This window comes from Cupriavidus sp. HMR-1, assembly GCF_000319775.1.
GTDB classification, from domain to species: Bacteria; Pseudomonadota; Gammaproteobacteria; order Burkholderiales; family Burkholderiaceae; genus Cupriavidus; species Cupriavidus metallidurans.
The window spans coordinates 1-17905 of the sequence record NZ_ANKP01000095.1 but is presented as its reverse complement, the minus strand read 5'-3'; the positions used below and the strand labels follow the sequence as shown (position 1 = coordinate 17905).

Annotated in this window: 15 protein-coding genes; 1 reads left to right on the top strand and 14 read right to left on the bottom strand. The window is 64.3% G+C overall.

Annotated elements, in window-relative coordinates:
* Positions 1–21 precede the first annotated feature (21 nt).
* The 4 genes from D769_RS13580 to clsB form a co-directional block, all read right to left on the bottom strand.
* Complete coding sequence (locus D769_RS13580; RefSeq protein WP_008645961.1) at positions 22–2448, bottom strand: 3-hydroxyacyl-CoA dehydrogenase/enoyl-CoA hydratase family protein; 2427 nt, start codon at positions 2446–2448, stop codon at positions 22–24.
* 112 nt (positions 2449–2560) lie between these two features.
* On the bottom strand, positions 2561–4348 hold the full coding sequence (locus D769_RS13575; protein WP_008645959.1) for an acyl-CoA dehydrogenase C-terminal domain-containing protein: 1788 nt from the start codon (positions 4346–4348) through the stop codon (positions 2561–2563).
* A gap of 90 nt (positions 4349–4438) precedes the next feature.
* A complete protein-coding gene (locus tag D769_RS13570; RefSeq protein ID WP_008645958.1) occupies positions 4439–5029 on the bottom strand; it encodes a TetR/AcrR family transcriptional regulator in 591 nt (196 codons plus the stop codon).
* Positions 5030–5412: 383 nt separating this feature from the next.
* Complete coding sequence (clsB, locus tag D769_RS13565; RefSeq protein ID WP_035881365.1) at positions 5413–6762, bottom strand: cardiolipin synthase ClsB; 1350 nt, start codon at positions 6760–6762, stop codon at positions 5413–5415.
* Positions 6763–6856: 94 nt separating this feature from the next.
* Here clsB and mobB point away from each other — a divergent pair, with 94 nt between their 5' ends.
* Entirely contained in the window at positions 6857–7366 is a 510-nt protein-coding gene (gene mobB / locus D769_RS13560) for a molybdopterin-guanine dinucleotide biosynthesis protein B (protein ID WP_008645956.1), read from the top strand.
* 16 nt (positions 7367–7382) lie between these two features.
* Here the strand turns inward: mobB and D769_RS13555 are convergent, their stop codons facing one another.
* The 10 genes from D769_RS13555 to D769_RS13510 form a co-directional block, all read right to left on the bottom strand.
* Positions 7383–8138 (bottom strand): endonuclease/exonuclease/phosphatase family protein, encoded by a 756-nt coding sequence (locus D769_RS13555; RefSeq protein WP_008645955.1) that lies wholly within the window; start codon positions 8136–8138, stop codon positions 7383–7385.
* On the bottom strand, positions 8135–8626 hold the full coding sequence (gene nudB / locus D769_RS13550) for a dihydroneopterin triphosphate diphosphatase (RefSeq protein ID WP_008645954.1): 492 nt from the start codon (positions 8624–8626) through the stop codon (positions 8135–8137). Before nudB ends, D769_RS13555 begins: the two co-directional genes overlap by 4 nt.
* A gap of 79 nt (positions 8627–8705) precedes the next feature.
* Positions 8706–9641: a hypothetical protein gene (locus tag D769_RS13545; RefSeq protein ID WP_008645953.1), complete on the bottom strand. Its 936-nt coding sequence runs from the start codon at positions 9639–9641 to the stop codon at positions 8706–8708.
* Between the two features lie 178 nt (positions 9642–9819).
* Positions 9820–11628 (bottom strand): aspartate--tRNA ligase, encoded by a 1809-nt coding sequence (gene aspS / locus D769_RS13540; protein WP_017512028.1) that lies wholly within the window; start codon positions 11626–11628, stop codon positions 9820–9822.
* A gap of 48 nt (positions 11629–11676) precedes the next feature.
* Positions 11677–12384, bottom strand: a complete 708-nt coding sequence (locus tag D769_RS13535; RefSeq protein ID WP_035881496.1) for a DUF502 domain-containing protein — start codon at positions 12382–12384, stop codon at positions 11677–11679.
* 14 nt (positions 12385–12398) lie between these two features.
* Positions 12399–12728 carry an FmdB family zinc ribbon protein gene (locus D769_RS13530; RefSeq protein WP_035881495.1) on the bottom strand — a complete coding sequence of 110 codons (330 nt, stop codon included), beginning with the start codon at positions 12726–12728 and terminating at the stop codon, positions 12399–12401.
* A 223-nt stretch (positions 12729–12951) separates the two neighbouring features.
* Complete coding sequence (locus D769_RS13525) at positions 12952–14388, bottom strand: sodium:solute symporter family protein (RefSeq protein WP_008645949.1); 1437 nt, start codon at positions 14386–14388, stop codon at positions 12952–12954.
* 333 nt (positions 14389–14721) lie between these two features.
* Positions 14722–16299, bottom strand: coding sequence for a ubiquinone biosynthesis regulatory protein kinase UbiB (ubiB, locus tag D769_RS13520; RefSeq protein WP_008645948.1), 1578 nt, complete (start codon positions 16297–16299; stop codon positions 14722–14724).
* A 41-nt stretch (positions 16300–16340) separates the two neighbouring features.
* Positions 16341–17012: an SCP2 sterol-binding domain-containing protein gene (locus D769_RS13515; RefSeq protein WP_008645947.1), complete on the bottom strand. Its 672-nt coding sequence runs from the start codon at positions 17010–17012 to the stop codon at positions 16341–16343.
* A gap of 120 nt (positions 17013–17132) precedes the next feature.
* Positions 17133–17905 (bottom strand): Tim44-like domain-containing protein (locus D769_RS13510; RefSeq protein ID WP_008645946.1); only part of this gene is annotated, 773 nt, incomplete at its 5' end.

Genomic DNA, 17905 nt, shown 5'->3' with positions numbered 1-17905 from the left:
GTCGGTTCCTCGTTGGCCTGATTAGTTGCGCACCGGCTTGCCCGTCTGCAGCATTCCCATGATCCGCTCCTGGGTCTTGCCGTTGCCCAGCAGGTCGATGAATGCGCGGCGCTCCAGCGCCAGCAGCCAGTCTTCGCTGACCAGCGAGCCAGCCTCCACGTCGCCGCCGCAAACCACTTCCGCGATGCGCGAGGCAATCAGGAAGTCGTGCGCCGAGATGAAGTTGCCGTCGCGCATGTTGACCAGCGATGCCTTGATCGTGGCGATGCCCGAGCGGCCAGCCACCGGAATCAGCTGGCCGGGCAGCGGCGCGCGATAGCCGGCGTTGGCCAGCGCGCGCACTTCGTTCTGCGCCACGTACAGCAGTTCATGGACGTTGTAGACGATCGTGTCGGTCGGCTGGACGTAGCCGATCTTCTGCGCGTCGAGCGCCGACGACGACACCTTGGCCATCGCCGCTGCCTGGAAGCGATTGGTGATGAAGTTCAGGTAGTTCGTGCTGCCCGCTGCCTGCGCGGCCTTGGCTGCTGCGATCGCAGCTTCCTTGAGGCCACCGCCGGCCGGCACCAGCCCCACGCCCACCTCGACGAGGCCGACATAGCTTTCCAGCGCCACCACCCGCTTCGCGGAATGCAGCATCAGTTCGCAGCCACCGCCGAGCGCGATGCCCGACACGGCCGGCACCACCGGCACCGCCGCGTACTTCACGCGCATCATCGTGTCCTGGAACTTCTTGACGAACGGCTCGATGCCCTTGGCACCGCTCATCATGAAGGCCGGCATCGCGGCTTCCAGATTGGCACCCGCCGAGAACGGACCACCCGGCGCGCCCAGTTGCAGCGACGTCGGCTGCCAGACCACCAGACCCTTGTAGCTGGCTTCGGCCAGTTCCACGGCGCGCACGATGGTATCGAGCACATCCGGGCCAACCGTGTTCATCTTGCTCTTGAACGAGATCACGAGCACATCGTCGGCACCATCAGCGGTCCAGATGCGCGCGCCATCGTTCTCCTCGATCGTTTTGCCGGCACGGCGCGGATCGGGCGAATCGGTACCCTTCAGCGCGGCACGGAACACCTGGCGCTGGTACACCGGCAATTCGGCACGCTTGACGAATGCACTGGCAGCCGGCGACCACGAACCCTGCGCGCCATGCACGCCACCGTTCTCGGCCACGGCACCGTTCAGCACCCATGCCGGCAGCGGAGCGTTCGACAGCGCCTTGCCTGCCTCGACATCTTCCTTGACCCACTCGGCCACCTGCTTCCAGCCAGCGGCCTGCCAGTCTTCGAACGGACCCGAGTTCCAGCCGAAGCCCCAGCGAATGGCCAGGTCGATATCGGCGGCCGAACCGGCGATCTGCTCGAGATAGACGGCGATGTAGTGGAACACGTCACGGAACACGCCCCACAGGAACTGGGCCTGCGGATTGGTCGATTCACGCAGCAGCTTGATACGTTCGGCCGGTTCCTTCTTCAGGATGCGCACGACGATCTCGTCGGCCTTCTTGCCGGACTCGACATACTGGCCAGACTTGGCGTCCAGCACCTTGATCGCCTTGCCTTCCTTCTTGTAGAAACCGGCGCCGGTCTTCTGGCCCAGCGCGCCGGCATCCACCAGCCCCTTCAGCACGGCCGGCGTCTTGTACACCGGTGCGAACGGGTCATCGGTCAGGTTGTCCTGCATCGTCTTGATGACGTGCGCCATCGTGTCCAGGCCGACCACGTCGGCGGTGCGGAACGTGGCCGACTTGGCGCGGCCCAGCTTGGTGCCGGTCAGGTCGTCGACGATATCGAACGGAATGCCGAACTTCTCGGCTTCGGCGAACACAGCCAGGATCGAGAAGATGCCGACACGGTTGGCAATGAAGTTCGGCGTGTCCTTGGCGCGGACGACGCCCTTGCCCAGCGACGTGGTCAGGAACGATTCCAGACGGTCGAGAATCTCCGGCTTGGTCGTCGCGGTCGGGATCAGCTCCACCAGGTGCATGTAGCGCGGCGGATTGAAGAAGTGCACACCGCAGAAGCGCGACTTCAGGTCGGCATCGAAGCCCTCGGACAGCGCCGTGATCGACAGGCCCGACGTGTTCGTGGCGAAGATCGCGTTCGGCGCGAGATGCGGCGACACCTTCTTGTAGAGGTCATGCTTCCAGTCCATGCGCTCGGCGATCGCCTCGATCACCACGTCGCACTCCTTGAGCAGGGCGATGTCGTCCTCGTAGTTGGCGGCGCGAATCAGGCTGGCCTCTTCCTTGATGCCGAGCGGCGCGGGCGAGAGCTTCTTCAGGTTCTCGATCGCGCGATCGGCGATACCGTTCTTCGGGCCTTCCTTGGCCGGGAGGTCGAACAGGATCACGGGAACGCGGGCGTTGATCAGATGGGCGGCAATCTGCGCCCCCATGACGCCGGCACCGAGCACAGCGACTTTCTTGACGATGAAATTGGACATGCGCGCTCCTTGGCTAGTGAGCGTTTGAGGAGAGATGAATATGCTGCGGGTGGATTCTCCCCTTCTCCCGTGTCAGGGGAGAAGGGAGGCAACCCTCAGTAGAGCAACTCGATCAGAACAGATCTGCGTCCAGCGCCATCAGCGTGGATGCGCCTGCGCGAGCCTTGCGAATCTCGCCCGCGGTCTCCGGCAGCAGCTTGGCGAAGTAGAAGCGCGCCGTAGCCAGTTTGGTCGTGTAGAACTTGTCGCCGCTGTCCTGCTTGTCCAGGGCGATCTTGGCCATGCGGGCCCAGAAGTACGAGAACACGAGGTGTCCCACCACGCGCAGGTACGGCACGGCGGCAGCACCCACTTCGTCGGCATTGCCCATCGCCTTCATGCCGATTTCCATCGTCAGCTTCTGCACCTTGTCGCCGATGTCGGCCAGCGGGTTGATGAACTCCTGCATCGCCTCGCTCGTGCCTTCTTCCTCGACAAACGTCTGCACGATCTTGCCGAAGGCCTTCAGCTTGGCGCCCATGTCGCCCAGAACCTTGCGGCCCAGCAGGTCAAGCGACTGAACCGTGTTAGTGCCTTCGTAGATCATGTTGATACGCGCGTCGCGCACGTATTGCTCCATGCCCCACTCGGAGATGTAGCCGTGGCCGCCGAACACCTGCATGCCCTCGTTGGTCGAGGTGAAGGCGTTGTCGGTCAGGAAGGCCTTGATGACCGGGGTCAGCAGCGCCACGAGGTCGCCGGCTTCCTTGCGCACGCTTTCGTCGGGGTGCGACAGCTCACGGTCGATCTGCAGCGCGGTCCAGTAGGCGAACGCGCGGCCACCTTCGGCGTAGGCTTTTTGCGTCAGCAACATGCGACGCACGTCCGGGTGCACGATGATCGGGTCGGCCGGCTTGTCCGGTGCCTTCGGGCCGGTCAGCGAGCGCATCTGCAGACGGTCCTTCGCGTAGGCCAGCGAGTTCTGATAGGCCACCTCGGTCAGGCCCAGACCCTGGGCGCCAACACCGAGGCGCGCGGCGTTCATCATCACGAACATCGCGTTCAGGCCCTTGTTGGGCTCGCCCACCATCCAGCCGCGCGCGCCGTCGAGGTTCATCACGCAGGTGGCGTTGCCGTGGATGCCCATCTTGTGTTCGATCGAACCGCACTTGATGCCGTTGCGCTCGCCCGGGTTGCCGTTGGCGTCGGGGATGAACTTCGGCACGACGAACAGCGAAATGCCCTTGGTGCCGCCAGGTGCGTCCGGCAGGCGTGCCAGCACGAGGTGGATGATGTTCTCGGCCATGTCATGCTCGCCGGCCGAGATGAAGATCTTGGTGCCGGTGATCGAGTACGAGCCATCGGCCTGCGGTTCGGCCTTGCTGCGCAGGATGCCGAGATCGGTGCCGCAGTGCGGCTCGGTCAGGCACATCGTGCCCGTCCAGACACCCGACACCAGCTTCGGCAGATACGTCTGCTTCAGTTCCGGCGTGCCGTGCGCGTGCAGCGCTTCATAGGCACCGTGCGACAGGCCCGGATACATCGTCCATGCCTGGCCGGCCGAGTTCAGCATCTCGTACAGCGCGTTGTTGATGATGATCGGCAAACCCTGGCCGCCAAACTCCGGATCGCACGCCAGTGCGGGCCAGCCGGCTTCCACGAACTGCTGATAGGCCTCCTTGAAGCCCTTGGGCGCGCGCACCACGCCGTCGCCGACGTAGGTGCAGCCTTCACGGTCACCAGGCTGGTTCAGCGGGAAGACCACGTCGGAGCAGAATTTGCCGGCTTCCTCGAGCACCTGGTTGATGGTGTCCACGTCGATGTCCGCGTGCTGCGGCATCGCCTTGAGTTCGGCTTCGGCGCCGAGCAGTTCATGGAGCACGAACTGCATGTCGCGCAACGGTGCGGTGTACTGGCCCATCAAAGACTCCTTGGAGGTTTGCTAGTGCCACCACACGCGCGAGCCGCACACCCTGAAGCGGGATTGCGCGAGCGCTGCCCGTGGGGCGGCTCAGGTTCGGTAAGACTGAATCAGTTTGTTGAGCGCAACCATGGCAAGCTCGGCGCTGTCCGGCAGGCGCAGGAAACGGGCGTCGTGATGCAAGCCTAGTTCAAGACTGTACATTTCGAACAGCATCAGGCGCGGATCGCAATCCGCGCGCAGGTGCCCCTCTTCCTTGGCCTGATCGATCGCACGCATCAGCGCGGCACGCCAGATCGTGACGCTCTTGACGAGCTCGTCACGCACCGGGCTTTCCGCGCGATCGTCGTACTCGACCGCACCGCTGATGTAGATGCACCCCGTGGTCACCTCCTGGATACGCTTTTCCATCCAGCGTCGCACCATCGACCACAGGCGAGGCAACCCGCGCGGCTCTTGCAGCGAGGGGTAGAACACCTCCTGCTCGAACCGCCGGTGATACTCGCGCACCACTTCAACCTGCAAGTCCTCGCGCGAACCGAAATGCGCGAAGACACCGCTCTTGCTCATCTGCATACGTTCCGCGAGCAGGCCGATGGTCAGCCCTTCGAGCCCGTCGCGAGACGACAGTTCCAGTGCCGCATCGAGAATCGCCACGCGCGTCATCTCGCCCTTGCGCAAGGGCGCGGGCGCGGCGGCGGATTCAAGGCGAACTGACTGGTGGCGCATGTTTTTTCTCCGTTCTTTGCAGTGCTCTCAGGAGCACTGTTCTTGACCTGACGTTGCGGTCGGCAGGCACTTCGGTCGCTGATTTTCAATAGGGGGCGGCCGCGAATGCACGAAGTCTAAGCCAAAAAAGAACGGTCGTTCAGATTATTCTGGCGAGGCCGATTGGCATCAAGCTTTTAATTAGACCCGTGTTTCTAAACGGACGGCATCGCGCTGGTATCTTGCGGCGCAATGCAGCATCGGCTTAAAACCGGCTTGAAATGGCCGGGGCACGTTTGCGCGGAAGGCGCGGCTTGCGGCAGGGCAGCATGTTACCGTGCCCGGCTTGCGCGGCGTCAGTAACGGCCTGTGACACCCGCGATCACGACGCCGAGACGCAACACGTAGTACGCCGCCCAATTGGCAAACCGGCGCAGTCGCGGCAGGCGTGCGTGAACCTCGGGCACCACGCGCGCGCTACGCTGCGCCATGGCCCGCTCCAGACGCGCGCGCAGCACACCGGCAAAGCCCGGGTCATACACCGCGACGTTAGCTTCTCGTGCCAGCAGCAGGCTGAACGGATCCAGGTTGCTCGAGCCAACCGTCGCCCACGAGTTATCAATGACCGCGACCTTCGCGTGCAGGAAACTCGCTTCGTATTCGTAGATTTCGATGCCGGCCTCGAGCAGCCGCGCATACAGCGCGTGCGTCGCGAAATGTTGCAGCCGGTACTCGACCATCCCCTGCAGCAGCAGTCGCACGCGCACCCCGCGCTCGCGGCACGCCAGCAACGCGCGCCGCATCTTCGTGCCAGGCAGGAAATAGGCGTTGGCGATAATCACGTCATGACGCGCGGCGCCCAGCGCGTAGAGATATTCGCGCTCGATCGTGCGGCGATTGCGCAGATTGTCGCGCAGCAGCAAGGCCGCAGCCACGCCGCCCTCATGATGCTCGCGCCGGGCCTGCCGCGCGGCGGTGGTCAGGGTTTCCACTTCGGCGAAAGCCGCTGCGGTTTCGCGCAGCCCACGTTGCTGTGCCATCCGGAACCACAGCCGCGCCGAAGCCAGCGCGATCTGCGCCACCAGCGGGCCGCGCACGCGCACGGCGAAGTCGTAGCGTGGGCCGACTTCGGGCAATTCCAGCGGGCCGTAGTTGTGGTCGTCGATGATATTGATACCGCCGACGAACGCCACGTTGTCGTCGATCACCGCCATCTTGCGATGCAACCGCCGCAGATGCCTGCGCGCCAGTCTGAATCCGCGCACCGGACGAAAGACCTCGAGGCGCACGCCTCCATCGCGCAGCCGGCTGGCGAGCGTGGCAGGCATATCCCCCGCGCCGAATCCGTCGACGACCAGCCGGACATCCACACCGCGTTGCGCCGCCCGGATCAGCGCATCGGTGACGCGGGCGCCGACAGCATCGTCGGCATAGATATAGGTCTCAAGCACGACGTGCACGCGCGCGGCATCAATCGCCTCGATCAGGGCAGGAAAATACTCCTGGCCGTTGCTCAGCAGATCGACCAGGTTGCCCTGGACCGGGCTGCCGCGCCGGCGCACCCAGCGGATCAATGGCGCAGTGGCGGTGGCAACGGTGGTGGCAGTGGGATCGCCATCCTCGTGATGCAATGCGCTCGATGGCGATTCCGGTGTGCCTGGGGCACTCGACGTTGGGGACGATGCCCGATCGTAGATCCGTGACATGGACTCGATTATCGGCGAACGGGCGGCTCCTGCACATGGCCCTGGCGAAGTCTGATATTGTCGGAGCATTGTGACGCCCAACAGGGAAAGCATTGTGAAGGTATTCGGCATCGCCGGCTCGTCGGGCAGCGGCAAGAGCACGCTACTGGACCAGTTGATCCCCCGTTTCGTAGCCGATGGCTTATGCGTCGCGGGCATCAAGCACACGCACCACGGGTTCGACCCTGACACCCCGGGCAAGGATTCATGGCGGATGCGCGAGGGCGGATGTCAGAACGTGGTGCTTGTGGGCGCCCGTCACCTGACGCTGATGCGGCACTACCCCGAGGAAAAGCCGTCGCCCGAGATCGGCGAGGCATTGTCGGTGCTGCCGCCTGAAACCGATCTGGTGATGGTGGAAGGCTACAAGTGGAGCGATTTCCCCAAGCTGGAAATCTATCGCCCCGCCAACGGCAAGGCGCCGCTGTGGACGGATGTGCCGGGTGTGGTCGCAGTGGCGACCGACGTCCCTGAAGAGGTCTCCCGGCAGACGACCCTGCCCGTTCTGAAGCTGTCGGATGTCGACGCGATCTACGCGTGGATCCGCGCTTACCTCGATCGCTGAATCCGATCCCCAGGCGTCAGACTTCCGGAATTGCCACCCGCCGGGCCAGTTCCGCCATCAGCGGGACATGGTCCGAGCGTTGCGCCCATTCGCGGCCGGTCAGCGCTTGCGTGCGCTCGAACTCGAAGCCCCGTGCGTAGATGCGATCGAGCTGCCACCATGGCATATGGCTCGGGAACGTATGGATGCGTCCGTTCTTCGCGTCCGCCGACTCGACGGCATTGAGCGTGTTGCAGATCTTCGAGTCGAGCTTGTGGTTCCAGTCGTTGAAGTCGCCCGCGATCACCAGCGGCGCATCGGCCGGCACCACGCTGCGCACGCGCTCCACCAACGCGCTGGTCTGACGCACGCGGCTTCCCGCGAACAGGCCGAAGTGCACACAGATCAGGTGTGCCTCGACGCCGTTGATATCGGCCACCGCGTGCAACAGCCCGCGCTGCTCGAAGCGGTGATCGGAGATATCGAGGTTCTCCGACATCAGGATCGGATGGCGCGACAGGATGGCATTGCCATGATGGCCGTGGTCATACACCGCGTTGCGGCCATAGACCGAATGCGGATAGGCATCCGTCGCCAGGTAGTTGAGCTGGGTGTGATCGGGGTCAAACAACTCGGCCGCGACCAGGCGATCGTTGCGGTCCTGCACTTCCTGCAGGAACACGATGTCCGCGTCCATCGACTGCAGGCCGGTTCGCACGCTCTGGATGCGTGGCTTGCCGGTGAACCCCTTTACGCCCTTGTGAATGTTGTAGGTGACAACGCGCAACTTCATGGTGCGGCGGCTCCGTTCGTGACGTCGAGCCCGGCGCCCTGGCCGCCAGCCACGCGCCAGGCAAGCTGGCGCACCGCTTCGGCATTGCTGCTGGAGAAGCAACGCGCCGCGGCCGCCTGCCAGGGCAGCCATTCGAAGCGCAGGTGCTCACGCGGCGCCAGCGTCACCGGCATCGGCGCGGGTACGCACAATCCGAACCAGTGTTCGGTATTGCGAGTGATGCCCGGCGCATAGCGGTGGCGCCATTGCGGATAGATCTCGTAGTCGATGGTGTGTTGCCAGTCGGTCAGCGAATAGCGGCTGGCGATAAGTCCGGTTTCCTCGGCCACCTCGCGCGCGGCGGTCATGGGTAGCGGCTCGTCCTCGGCATCAAGGCTGCCGGTCACCGACTGCCAATAGCCGGGCCGGTCGGCGCGCTCGATCAGGAGGACTTGCAGGTCTGGTGTGTGGATGACGACCAGTACCGATTCGGGAATCTTGTAGCGCATGGGAAGGGTGGCAGGGACAAACCAAAGCATAGCGCAGCCGGACGCCAATGGCGCGCTCCGGCCGCTGCCTCCCCCCTACTCAGGCCAATGTATGTTCGCCGGGGCGGATCGTCGCCTGACGGTCACCCGGCTGCTCGGCCGGCGCGGCTCGGAGCCAGGTATCGAACACCTCAGGCGAATCGCCATGCCCCCATGCTGAGCGAAGCTGCTGCATCAGTGGCGCCAGCGCCTGCGTATAGCGCTGCGAGGCTGTATGCGCAAGGCTGGCCAGCGCATCGGCGGCCTCGCGTGCCTGTGCTGCCATCGACGCGCGTTCCTGCCCGATTTCCTTCTCGCGCACGCCGAGTTGGTTGTATTTCTGGATCAGGAACCGCTGGTAGTCGCCTGCTTCCACGCCTTGGGCGACTTGGGCATTGACCTGTTCGAAGCGCATCACAATGCTTGCCGTTTCCTGCTCGACATGAGCCGCCTCGGCATTAAGTGCCTGCAACGCCTCTTGAAGCCGAAGCGCCTCGCGCCGATGGTTCTGCAGTGTGGTCGCTTCATCGTCAAAGGTGCGCTGGGCGTTCAGGTACGCCTGCACCACCGGTTGCGGCGCCACCACGAGCAGCGGATCCGCGCCACCGGCACGCCGGCCGGACAACAGCGCATCCTCGCCCAGGCGCAGGTTGCCAACGTCTTCAAGCCAGCGGCCACGCGTCATGACGGTAGCCACGGTGTCGAGCGCGAGCTTGCGCAGTGCGTCCGCGCGCTGGGTGGCCATCGGTTCGGCGCCGGTAGCAGCCAGTTCGCCCGGCACCGTATGTCCTTGCTGCGCCGCGTGCGCGATATCAGGTACACAAGCGGCCACCGTGGCGGCCACCGATTGGGACATCGCCTGCGCCGACTTGCGTACCGCGCGGCGCAGTTCGAAGCGGGCCAGCAGCATCATGAGCAACCCGGCCGCCAGCCAGGTCAGGATCGTTTCCGCATGAACTTGCAGGAACGCACGGATCAGTTCGGTATCTAGATTCACGCCTTGGTCCTCCCACGTCGTGGCGGCCTTCGAGGCGGGCCTGCATCACGCGTATCAACGCAGAAAGACATTCTCCCCGCCGGCTTCGTTCCGGGTAGTAACAAATGGAAACGCATCATTGCGCCAAGAACAAAAAAGCCGCGCATCGGCGCGGCTTTTTTGCAGGTCTGAACAACGATCAGGCCGTGGTCTTCGGCTCCTGGGCACGCAGACGAATGTGCAGTTCTCGCAACTGCTTCTCGTCGACCGTGCTCGGAGCCTGCGTCAGCAGATCCTGCGCGCGTTGCGTCTTCGGGAACGCGATCACGTCACGGATCGAGTCGGCGCCGGCCATCATCGTCACGATACGGTCCAGGCCGAAAGCCAGGCCACCGTGCGGCGGTGCGCCGTACTGCAGCGCGTCGAGCAGGTAACCGAACTTGGCGCGAGCTTCCTCGGCGTTGATCTTCAGGGCGCGGAACACCTTGCTCTGCACGTCCTCACGGTAGATACGCACCGAGCCGCCGCCCATTTCCCAGCCGTTCAGCACCATGTCGTAGGCCTTGGCGATGCACTTGCCCGGATCGGTTTCCAGGTACTGCATGTGCTCGTCCTTCGGGCTCGTGAACGGGTGGTGCATGGCCACCCAGCGGGCGTCTTCCTCGTCGTACTCGAACATCGGGAAGTCGATCACCCACAGCGGCTTCCAGGTGTCTTCGAACAGGCCCGTGCTCTTGCCAAACTCCGAATGGCCGACCTTCAGGCGCAGCGCGCCGATCGCGTCGTTGACGATCTTGGCCTTGTCAGCGCCGAAGAAGATGATGTCGCCGTCCTGGGCGCCGGTGCGCTTCAGGATCTCGGCAATCGCGGCGTCGTGCAGGTTCTTCACGATCGGCGATTGCAGGCCGTCACGACCCTTGGCCACTTCATTGACCTTGATCCACGCCAAGCCCTTGGCGCCATAGATCGCCACGAACTGCGTGTAGGCATCGATTTCGCCACGCGAGATCGCGCCGCCACCCGGCACGCGCAGGCCGACCACGCGACCGTTGTCGCTGTTGGCCGGGCCCGAGAACACCTTGAAGTCGACGTCCTTCATCACTTCGGTCAGCTCGGTGAATTCGAGCTTGACGCGCAGGTCCGGCTTGTCCGAGCCGAAGCGGGCCATCGCCTCGCGGAACTCCATCACCGGGAACTTGGCGTCCAGGTCCACGTCGATCGCGTTCTTGAACACGGTGCGCATCATGTCCTCGAACAAGTCACGGATTTCCTGTTCGGTCAGGAACGACGTTTCGCAGTCGATCTGCGTGAATTCGGGCTGGCGGTCAGCGCGCAGGTCCTCGTCACGGAAGCACTTGGTGATCTGGTAGTAACGGTCGAAGCCCGAGACCATCAGCATCTGCTTGAAGATCTGCGGCGACTGCGGCAGCGCGAAGAAGTGACCCGGGTTCACGCGCGACGGCACGAGATAGTCGCGGGCGCCTTCGGGCGTGCTCTTGCCGAGCATCGGCGTCTCGATGTCGATGAAGCCCTGTGCGTCCAGGTACTTGCGCACTTCCATCGCCACCTTGTAGCGCAGGCGCAGGTTGTATTGCATCTGCGGACGGCGCAGATCCAGCACGCGGTGCGTCAGGCGGGTGGTTTCCGACAGGTTGTCATCGTCGAGCTGGAACGGCGGCGTGACCGACGGGTTCAGCACGGTCAGCTCATGGCACAGCACCTCGATCTTGCCCGAGGTCAGGTTGGCGTTCTCGGTGCCGGCCGGACGCGGGCGCACCTTGCCGGTGATGCGGATGCAGAACTCGTTGCGGATTTCTTCCGCGGCCTTGAACATCTCCGGACGATCCGGGTCGCACACCACCTGAACCAGGCCCTCGCGATCGCGCAGGTCGATGAAGATCACGCCACCGTGATCGCGGCGGCGCTGCACCCAGCCGGTCAGGGCCACTTCCTGGCCGATCAGTTGTTCGGTCACCAGACCGCAGTAGTGAGTACGCATGGAGGACATAGGAGAGATTCCCTGTAATGCACGGCCGCGATGAACGGCCGCGCGCAATCAGTTGGTATGAGTGTCGGCTACGACGTCGTCGGCATCGGCATCGGCCACTGCGCCATGCGCCGGGCGCGTGTCGGCGCCGGACTTGCGCGGCAGGTCCGCCGGGGCCACGACGCCCATCGACACGATGTACTTCAGCGCGGCGTCGACGGTCATGTCGAGTTCGATCGTATCGGCCCTGGGCATCATCAGGAAGAAGCCCGAGGTCGGGTTCGGCGTGGTCGGCACGTAGACGCTGACGTAATCGCCCTGCAGGTGATTCTGCACGTCACCGCCGGGCCGGCCGGTCAGGAATGCGATGGTCCACGATCCCTCGCGCGGGTACTGCACCAGCAGCGCCTTGCGGAACGCGTTGCCCGACGACGACAGCAGTGTGTCCGAGACCTGCTTGACGCTGGTATAGATCGGACCGACCACGGGGATATGACGAAGCAGCGCTTCCCACCACTTCACCAGCCGCTGGCCGATGAAGTTATGGGCCAGCACGCCCACCACCAGGATGAACAGCAGCGTCAGGATGGCGCCCAGGCCCGGAATGCGGAGCCCGAACAGATTTTCGGGCTGCCATGCCAGCGGCAGCAGCGCCATGCTCTGATCCATCGTGCTGATGACGGCGTTGAGCACCCACAGGGTGATGCCCAGCGGCACCAGCACGAGCAGCCCGGTCAGGAACCAGGTCTTCAAGGCGGAGGTTTTCTTGGTGACCACGGCTTGCCTGTGCGTCAGTGGCAGGCGCACGAACCGCCGCATCCACCGGCGGCCGGAGCCGCGGAAGTGGTCGATGCGGTAGACGACTCGGCGGATGCTGCCGGGGCGGCAGGCGCGGCGGCGTTGCCCGAGGTGGCCGGGGCACTGGTGCCGCCGCTGCCACCGCGGAAGTCCGTGACGTACCAGCCCGATCCCTTGAGCTGGAAGCCGGCGGCAGTCAGCTGCTTCTTATAGGTTCCGGCGGCGCCGCAGGATGGGCAGTCCGTGAGCGGGGCATCGCTCATCTTCTGCAGCACATCGCGCCCGTATCCGCAGGCGTCGCAACGGTAGGCATAGATCGGCATGGTGGTTCTTTCGCGGAAAACTGAAACGTAAAACTGATAGATGGCAGCGCCACGCCAAATGACAAGGGCGTCGATCAAGGCGAATTGCGCGAGATCGGGGGCGCGCGGCGATGCAAAGCCGTTGATTATAAACCGTTGCCGGACCGGCTACCGACCGGAAAAGGGGACATTCGGGGCCGCAAACGTCCGCAAGCAGGCCAGATAAGGCCTCGAAGGCATAAAGTTATGCAATATGCACTTCACGAACGGGCGGCCGATCGCTGATCCATTGAGGCAGCAGCGACCCGAATACCATCCCGCTGATCGAGAACAGCAACCCTACCATTTGCGGTGGCACCGTGGCATCGGCAAAGGCGACCTCGCAGGTCAGCCACGAGGCCAGGCCAAGCAGGATCGCGGCCAGACCGCCCTGGCGGGTGGCCGGCTTCCAGAACATGCCGAAGGCCAGCGGCACGAACGACGACACCAGCGTCACCTTGTAGGCGTTCTCGACCATGTGGAAGATCGACAGGTGCGAGTTCAGCGCGAACAGCGTGACCAGCGACGTGAAGACGAGCACCACCACCTGCATCACGCGCAGGAACTGCTTGTCCGCGAGATGGCGGAAGTACGGACGCAAGATGTTCTCGGCGAAGGTTACCGACGGCGCCAGCAGCGTGGCCGAGGCGCAGCTCTTGATGGCGGAAAGCAGCGCGCCGAAGAACATCACCTGGGCGAACATCGGCGCGTGCGTCAGGATCAGTTGCGGAAGAATCAGTTGCGAATCCGAGTTGATGTACTTCTCCACCATCGCCGGGTCGATCAGTGTGGCCGAATAGGCCAGGAACATCGGAATGAACGCGAAGAAGAAGTACAGCACGCCACCCAGCACCGACGCACGACCGGCGATCTGCTCGGTGCGCGAGGAAGTGACCCGCTGGAACACGTCCTGCTGGGGAATCGAGCCGAGCATCATCGTGAACAGCGCCGCGGCAAACCCGATGATCTGCACCAGGTCCAGCGACGGCAGGAACTCGAACTTGCCGGCCGCCGCCGCGTGCGACACCACGGCCGTCACGCCACCCGCCTGGCCACTGACTTCGTAACCGATATAGAGCATGCCGATCACGATGATGATCATCTGGATGAAGTCGGTCACGGCCACCGACCACATGCCACCGAACAGCGTATAGACCAGCACGCTGGCCGCGCCGATCATCATCCCGGCATCCTGGGACAGCGCGCCGTCCGACACCGTATAGAACACCAGCCCCAGCGCCTTGATCTGCGCAGCCACCCAGCCCAGATACGAGACCACGATACATAGCGTGGTCAGCACTTCGGCCAGCCGGCCATAGCGGTTGTGATAGTAGTCGCCGATCGTCAGCAGGTTCATCCGGTACAGCGGCCGGGCGAAGAACAGGCCAACCAGGATCAGGCAGAGCGAGGAACCGAAGGGATCCGATACCACCCCGGACAGGCCTTCCTTGAGGAACACGGCCGGGATGCCGAGCACAGTTTCAGAGCCAAACCAGGTGGCAAAAACCGTGGCGGTGACGATATAGAACGGCAGGCTGCGGCCAGCCACGGCGAAGTCGGCGGTTCCCTTGACGCGAAGCGCCGCCCACAGGCCGATACCGACCGAGATGATCCAATAGATGATGACGAACCAGATCAGCATACCGCTGCCCTTATCCCAGAATGGCCAGAATTGATGTGCCCTGGCGGCGAAAAACCGAATGCCGGCGGGGCACCTGACGCCCTTGACCGGGTCAAGGGTTGGGGCCAGCCGGAGTCCAATTCATCGGTCGGGGCCGCGGGCGCCCGGGCGGGCATTTGGCGGTCGTAGCCGAATCAAAACGCGGATTATAGCGACGCGCCCCCATCCGGGGGGCAAAAATTCCCCCGAGGGCGGGCAAATCCCCATCTTGGTTCACTTGGGTGTTGTATGGTGGTTCTCCCCTCCCACCGACTGCGGGGGAAAGGGGAACCAGGGACGCTTCAGGCGCAGTGACTACCAGTATCCCGCCCAGGCCAGTGCCTGGACGATCACGATGCCGGCCAGGAATCCGCCCATCAGCAGCAGGGCCGTGGACAGCCGGCGGTTCGTGCGGCGCTGCTCGGCCACCAGTTGGGAAAGCAGTCGCTCCTGCCCTTCGCTGTTCTGCAGCGCGCGGCGCTCCAGGAACTGGTGGGCCAGCCGTGGAAAGTCGGGCAACATCTTCGCCCATTGCGGCGCTTCGATCTTGATCCGCTCCCAGGCGCCCTGCCAGCCCACCTGCTCGTACATCCAGCGTTCCAGGAAGGGCTTGGCGGTCTTCCAGAGGTCGAGGTCCGGGTCAAGCTGCCGGCCCAGGCCTTCGATATTGAGCAGCGTCTTCTGCAGCAGCACGAGTTGCGGCTGGATCTCGACGTTGAAGCGGCGCGAGGTCTGGAACAACCGCATCAGCACCATGCCGAGCGAAATCTCGCGCAGCGGTTTGTCGAAGTACGGTTCGCAGCAGGCACGCACGGCGGATTCGAGTTCCTCGACCCGGGTCTCCGGCGGCACCCAGCCCGACTCCACGTGCAGGAGCGCCACGCGGTGGTAGTCGCGACGGAAAAACGCGATGAAGTTCTGCGCCAGGTAGTTCTTGTCGAACTCGGACAGCGCGCCAACGATGCCGAAGTCCAGCGCGATATACCGGCCGAACGTCTCGGGCCTGACCGATACCAGGATGTTGCCGGGGTGCATGTCTGCGTGGAAGAACCCGTCGCGGAACACCTGCGTGAAGAAGATTTCGACACCCTCTTCGGCCAGCTTGTGCATGTCGACGCCCGCGGCCTTCAGCGATTCGGTGCGGGAGATCGGAATGCCATGCATCCGCTCCATTGTGAAGACGCTGCTCGTGCACCAGTCCCAGAACACCTCGGGCACGCAAAGCAGATCGCTTTCGGCAAAGTTGCGGCGCAACTGACTGGCGTTGGCGGCCTCGATCATCAGGTCGAGTTCGTCGTGCAGGTATTTGTCGAACTCCGCCACCACCTCGCGGGGCTTGAGCCGACGACCGTCCACCCAGACGCGCTCGAGCCACGTGGCCATGTCGCGCATCAGCGCCAGATCGCTGTCGATTACCGGCAACATGCCCGGACGCAGCACCTTCACGGCCACCTCGCGGCCATGGCTCGGGCCGCCGCGCAGCGTGGCGAAGTGAACCTGGGCGATCGACGCGCTGGCCACGGGCTCGTGCTCGAATGTCTCGAACAGCTCCGTCAGTCGGCGGCCCAGCGATTTCTCGATGATCTTCACCGCCACCGCTGACTCGAATGGCGGCACCTGGTCCTGCAGCTTGGCCAGTTCGTCGGCGATATCGGGCGGCATCAGGTCACGGCGCGTGGACAGCACCTGGCCGAACTTGACGAAAATCGGGCCCAGCGTCGTCAGCGCCATACGCAGGCGTTCGCCGCGCGGCTGATCGAGCTTGCGGCCGATGGTGATGACTCGGACGAGGAACTTGATGCGCCGGTTCTTGAAGCCGGACAGCACGAGTTCATCGAGCCCGTAGTACAGGATGACAAACAGTATCTTGCAGAGACGCAGCAGGCGGGTCATGCGAAATCTTCAGGAAACGACACGTGGCGGGTCAGGGCAGGTCAGCGATGGGCCGAGGGCAAGGCATCCGGGGAGCCCGCGCCCGGAGCACGCTCCAGCCGTTCGAGCCGTTTTTCCAGGCGGGCCAGATCGTCGCGCAGCCGCGCCAGGTCGTCGCCGAAGCCATCCAGCGCAGCGTGTCGTACCAGCGTCGGCTGTTCATCCAGCAGGTATTCGGTGACGTTGTCGAGCAAGGCGCGGCCGGCTCGCGTCGCGCTTTCGTGCACCTGACGCGCGCCGTCGACCACGCGCTGCGCCACGCTGTCACTGACTGGCCCGCCCATCACGCCACGCAGCGCGCGGGACAAGTCCTCGGCCGCATCCCAGCGCAGGTTGCGTGCGAGCGTCGACACCGCATTGGCCAGTTCCGCGTCGCCGTCGATGCGCACGTGACGCATCGCGGCCGCCTGGCCGCCTTCGGCAACATCGGCCACGACCAGCGGCCACTGCTGCAATGGCACGATCAGCGTGACTGCGGCCGCTTCGGCCTCAGGTGCCTGGTCGATACCGCCCTGCTCCGTGACCTTGAGCGACAGCGCGAACGCTGCCGCGTCGAACCGGATCACACGTCCGGCAAACGGCGTGAGCAGGCTGCAAGCCCACGGCTCCTGTTCGATCAGGTGATTCAGCGCGGCGACGATCGGTGCGGCCAGCGGGGTCGGCAATGCGTTCATGGCATCCGGTGCTCGGGCAGACAGCCCAAATAAAAAGGCCCACGCAATGCGCGGGCCTCCATTCTAAGCTACTCGCCCGCCGCATCATGTCACCGATGCGGCGGAGGATTCATGCGGCGCTCAGGATTCCTGCTGGATGCCGGCGAGCAGCCAGCCACCGTTGCCCGACGTCGCCTTTGCCAGGTTCCAGACCTCGCCGAACGGCTGGGCCGGCTCGCCTGCCTTCTCGCGGATCATGCCCGAGAAACGCACGCTGGCGATGTGCTGGGTCGGGGCCGACTCGATACCGAGCAACTGGGCGTCCAGCGTCACGACGTCGGTCTTGTTGACCTCGCTGCCGCGCTCGGACAGGTCCATCTTGATCTCGGCAAACATTTCCGGCGTGGTGAATTCGCGGATGTCGTCCTGATTGCCCGCATCCCAAGCAGCCTGCAGACGCACATAGTGAACCTTGGCGTTACGCAGGAAGGACTCGGTGTCGAAATCCGCCGGCACGCCCCACGGCTGCTGGACGGCCGCCGCGGTTGCGGCCGCTGCCGCGCCACCCATCACCGGATTGCTCGCGGCGCCGCCATTGCCAACAGGCTCGGCCGTGCGCAGCGTCGGTTCGGCGTGCGACGGACCGCCGTAATTCGACCCATTGCCGCCCATGCCGGCGTACGAAGGCTGCTGCGTGCGAGCCGAACCACCGCGGAACTTGCGGATCAGCCACATTGCGACCAGCGCGATCACGCCGAACAGGATCACGTTGGACAGGATGCTGGCGGCCGCACCGCCCAGGCCGAAGTGCGAAAGCAGGTAGCCGATGCCAAGGCCGGCTGCCAGACCACCCAACATCCCGCCCCAGTTACGCTTGGGCGCCGCCGCGGCGGCTGCGCCACCTGCCGCACCCG

Excerpts from the sequence above, each read along its gene's own strand:
- D769_RS13575 (WP_008645959.1), bottom strand. The coding sequence starts at position 4,348 with ATGGGCCAGTACACCGCACCGTTGCGCGACATGCAGTTCGTGCTCCAT.
- D769_RS13580 (WP_008645961.1), bottom strand. The coding sequence starts at position 2,448 with ATGTCCAATTTCATCGTCAAGAAAGTCGCTGTGCTCGGTGCCGGCGTC.
- D769_RS13530 (WP_035881495.1), bottom strand. The coding sequence starts at position 12,728 with ATGCCGATCTATGCCTACCGTTGCGACGCCTGCGGATACGGGCGCGAT.
- aspS (WP_017512028.1), bottom strand. The coding sequence starts at position 11,628 with ATGTCCTCCATGCGTACTCACTACTGCGGTCTGGTGACCGAACAACTG.
- ubiB (WP_008645948.1), bottom strand. The coding sequence starts at position 16,299 with ATGACCCGCCTGCTGCGTCTCTGCAAGATACTGTTTGTCATCCTGTAC.
- D769_RS13515 (WP_008645947.1), bottom strand. The coding sequence starts at position 17,012 with ATGAACGCATTGCCGACCCCGCTGGCCGCACCGATCGTCGCCGCGCTG.
- D769_RS13555 (WP_008645955.1), bottom strand. The coding sequence starts at position 8,138 with ATGAAGTTGCGCGTTGTCACCTACAACATTCACAAGGGCGTAAAGGGG.
- nudB (WP_008645954.1), bottom strand. The coding sequence starts at position 8,626 with ATGCGCTACAAGATTCCCGAATCGGTACTGGTCGTCATCCACACACCA.
- D769_RS13525 (WP_008645949.1), bottom strand. The coding sequence starts at position 14,388 with ATGCTGATCTGGTTCGTCATCATCTATTGGATCATCTCGGTCGGTATC.
- clsB (WP_035881365.1), bottom strand. The coding sequence starts at position 6,762 with ATGTCACGGATCTACGATCGGGCATCGTCCCCAACGTCGAGTGCCCCA.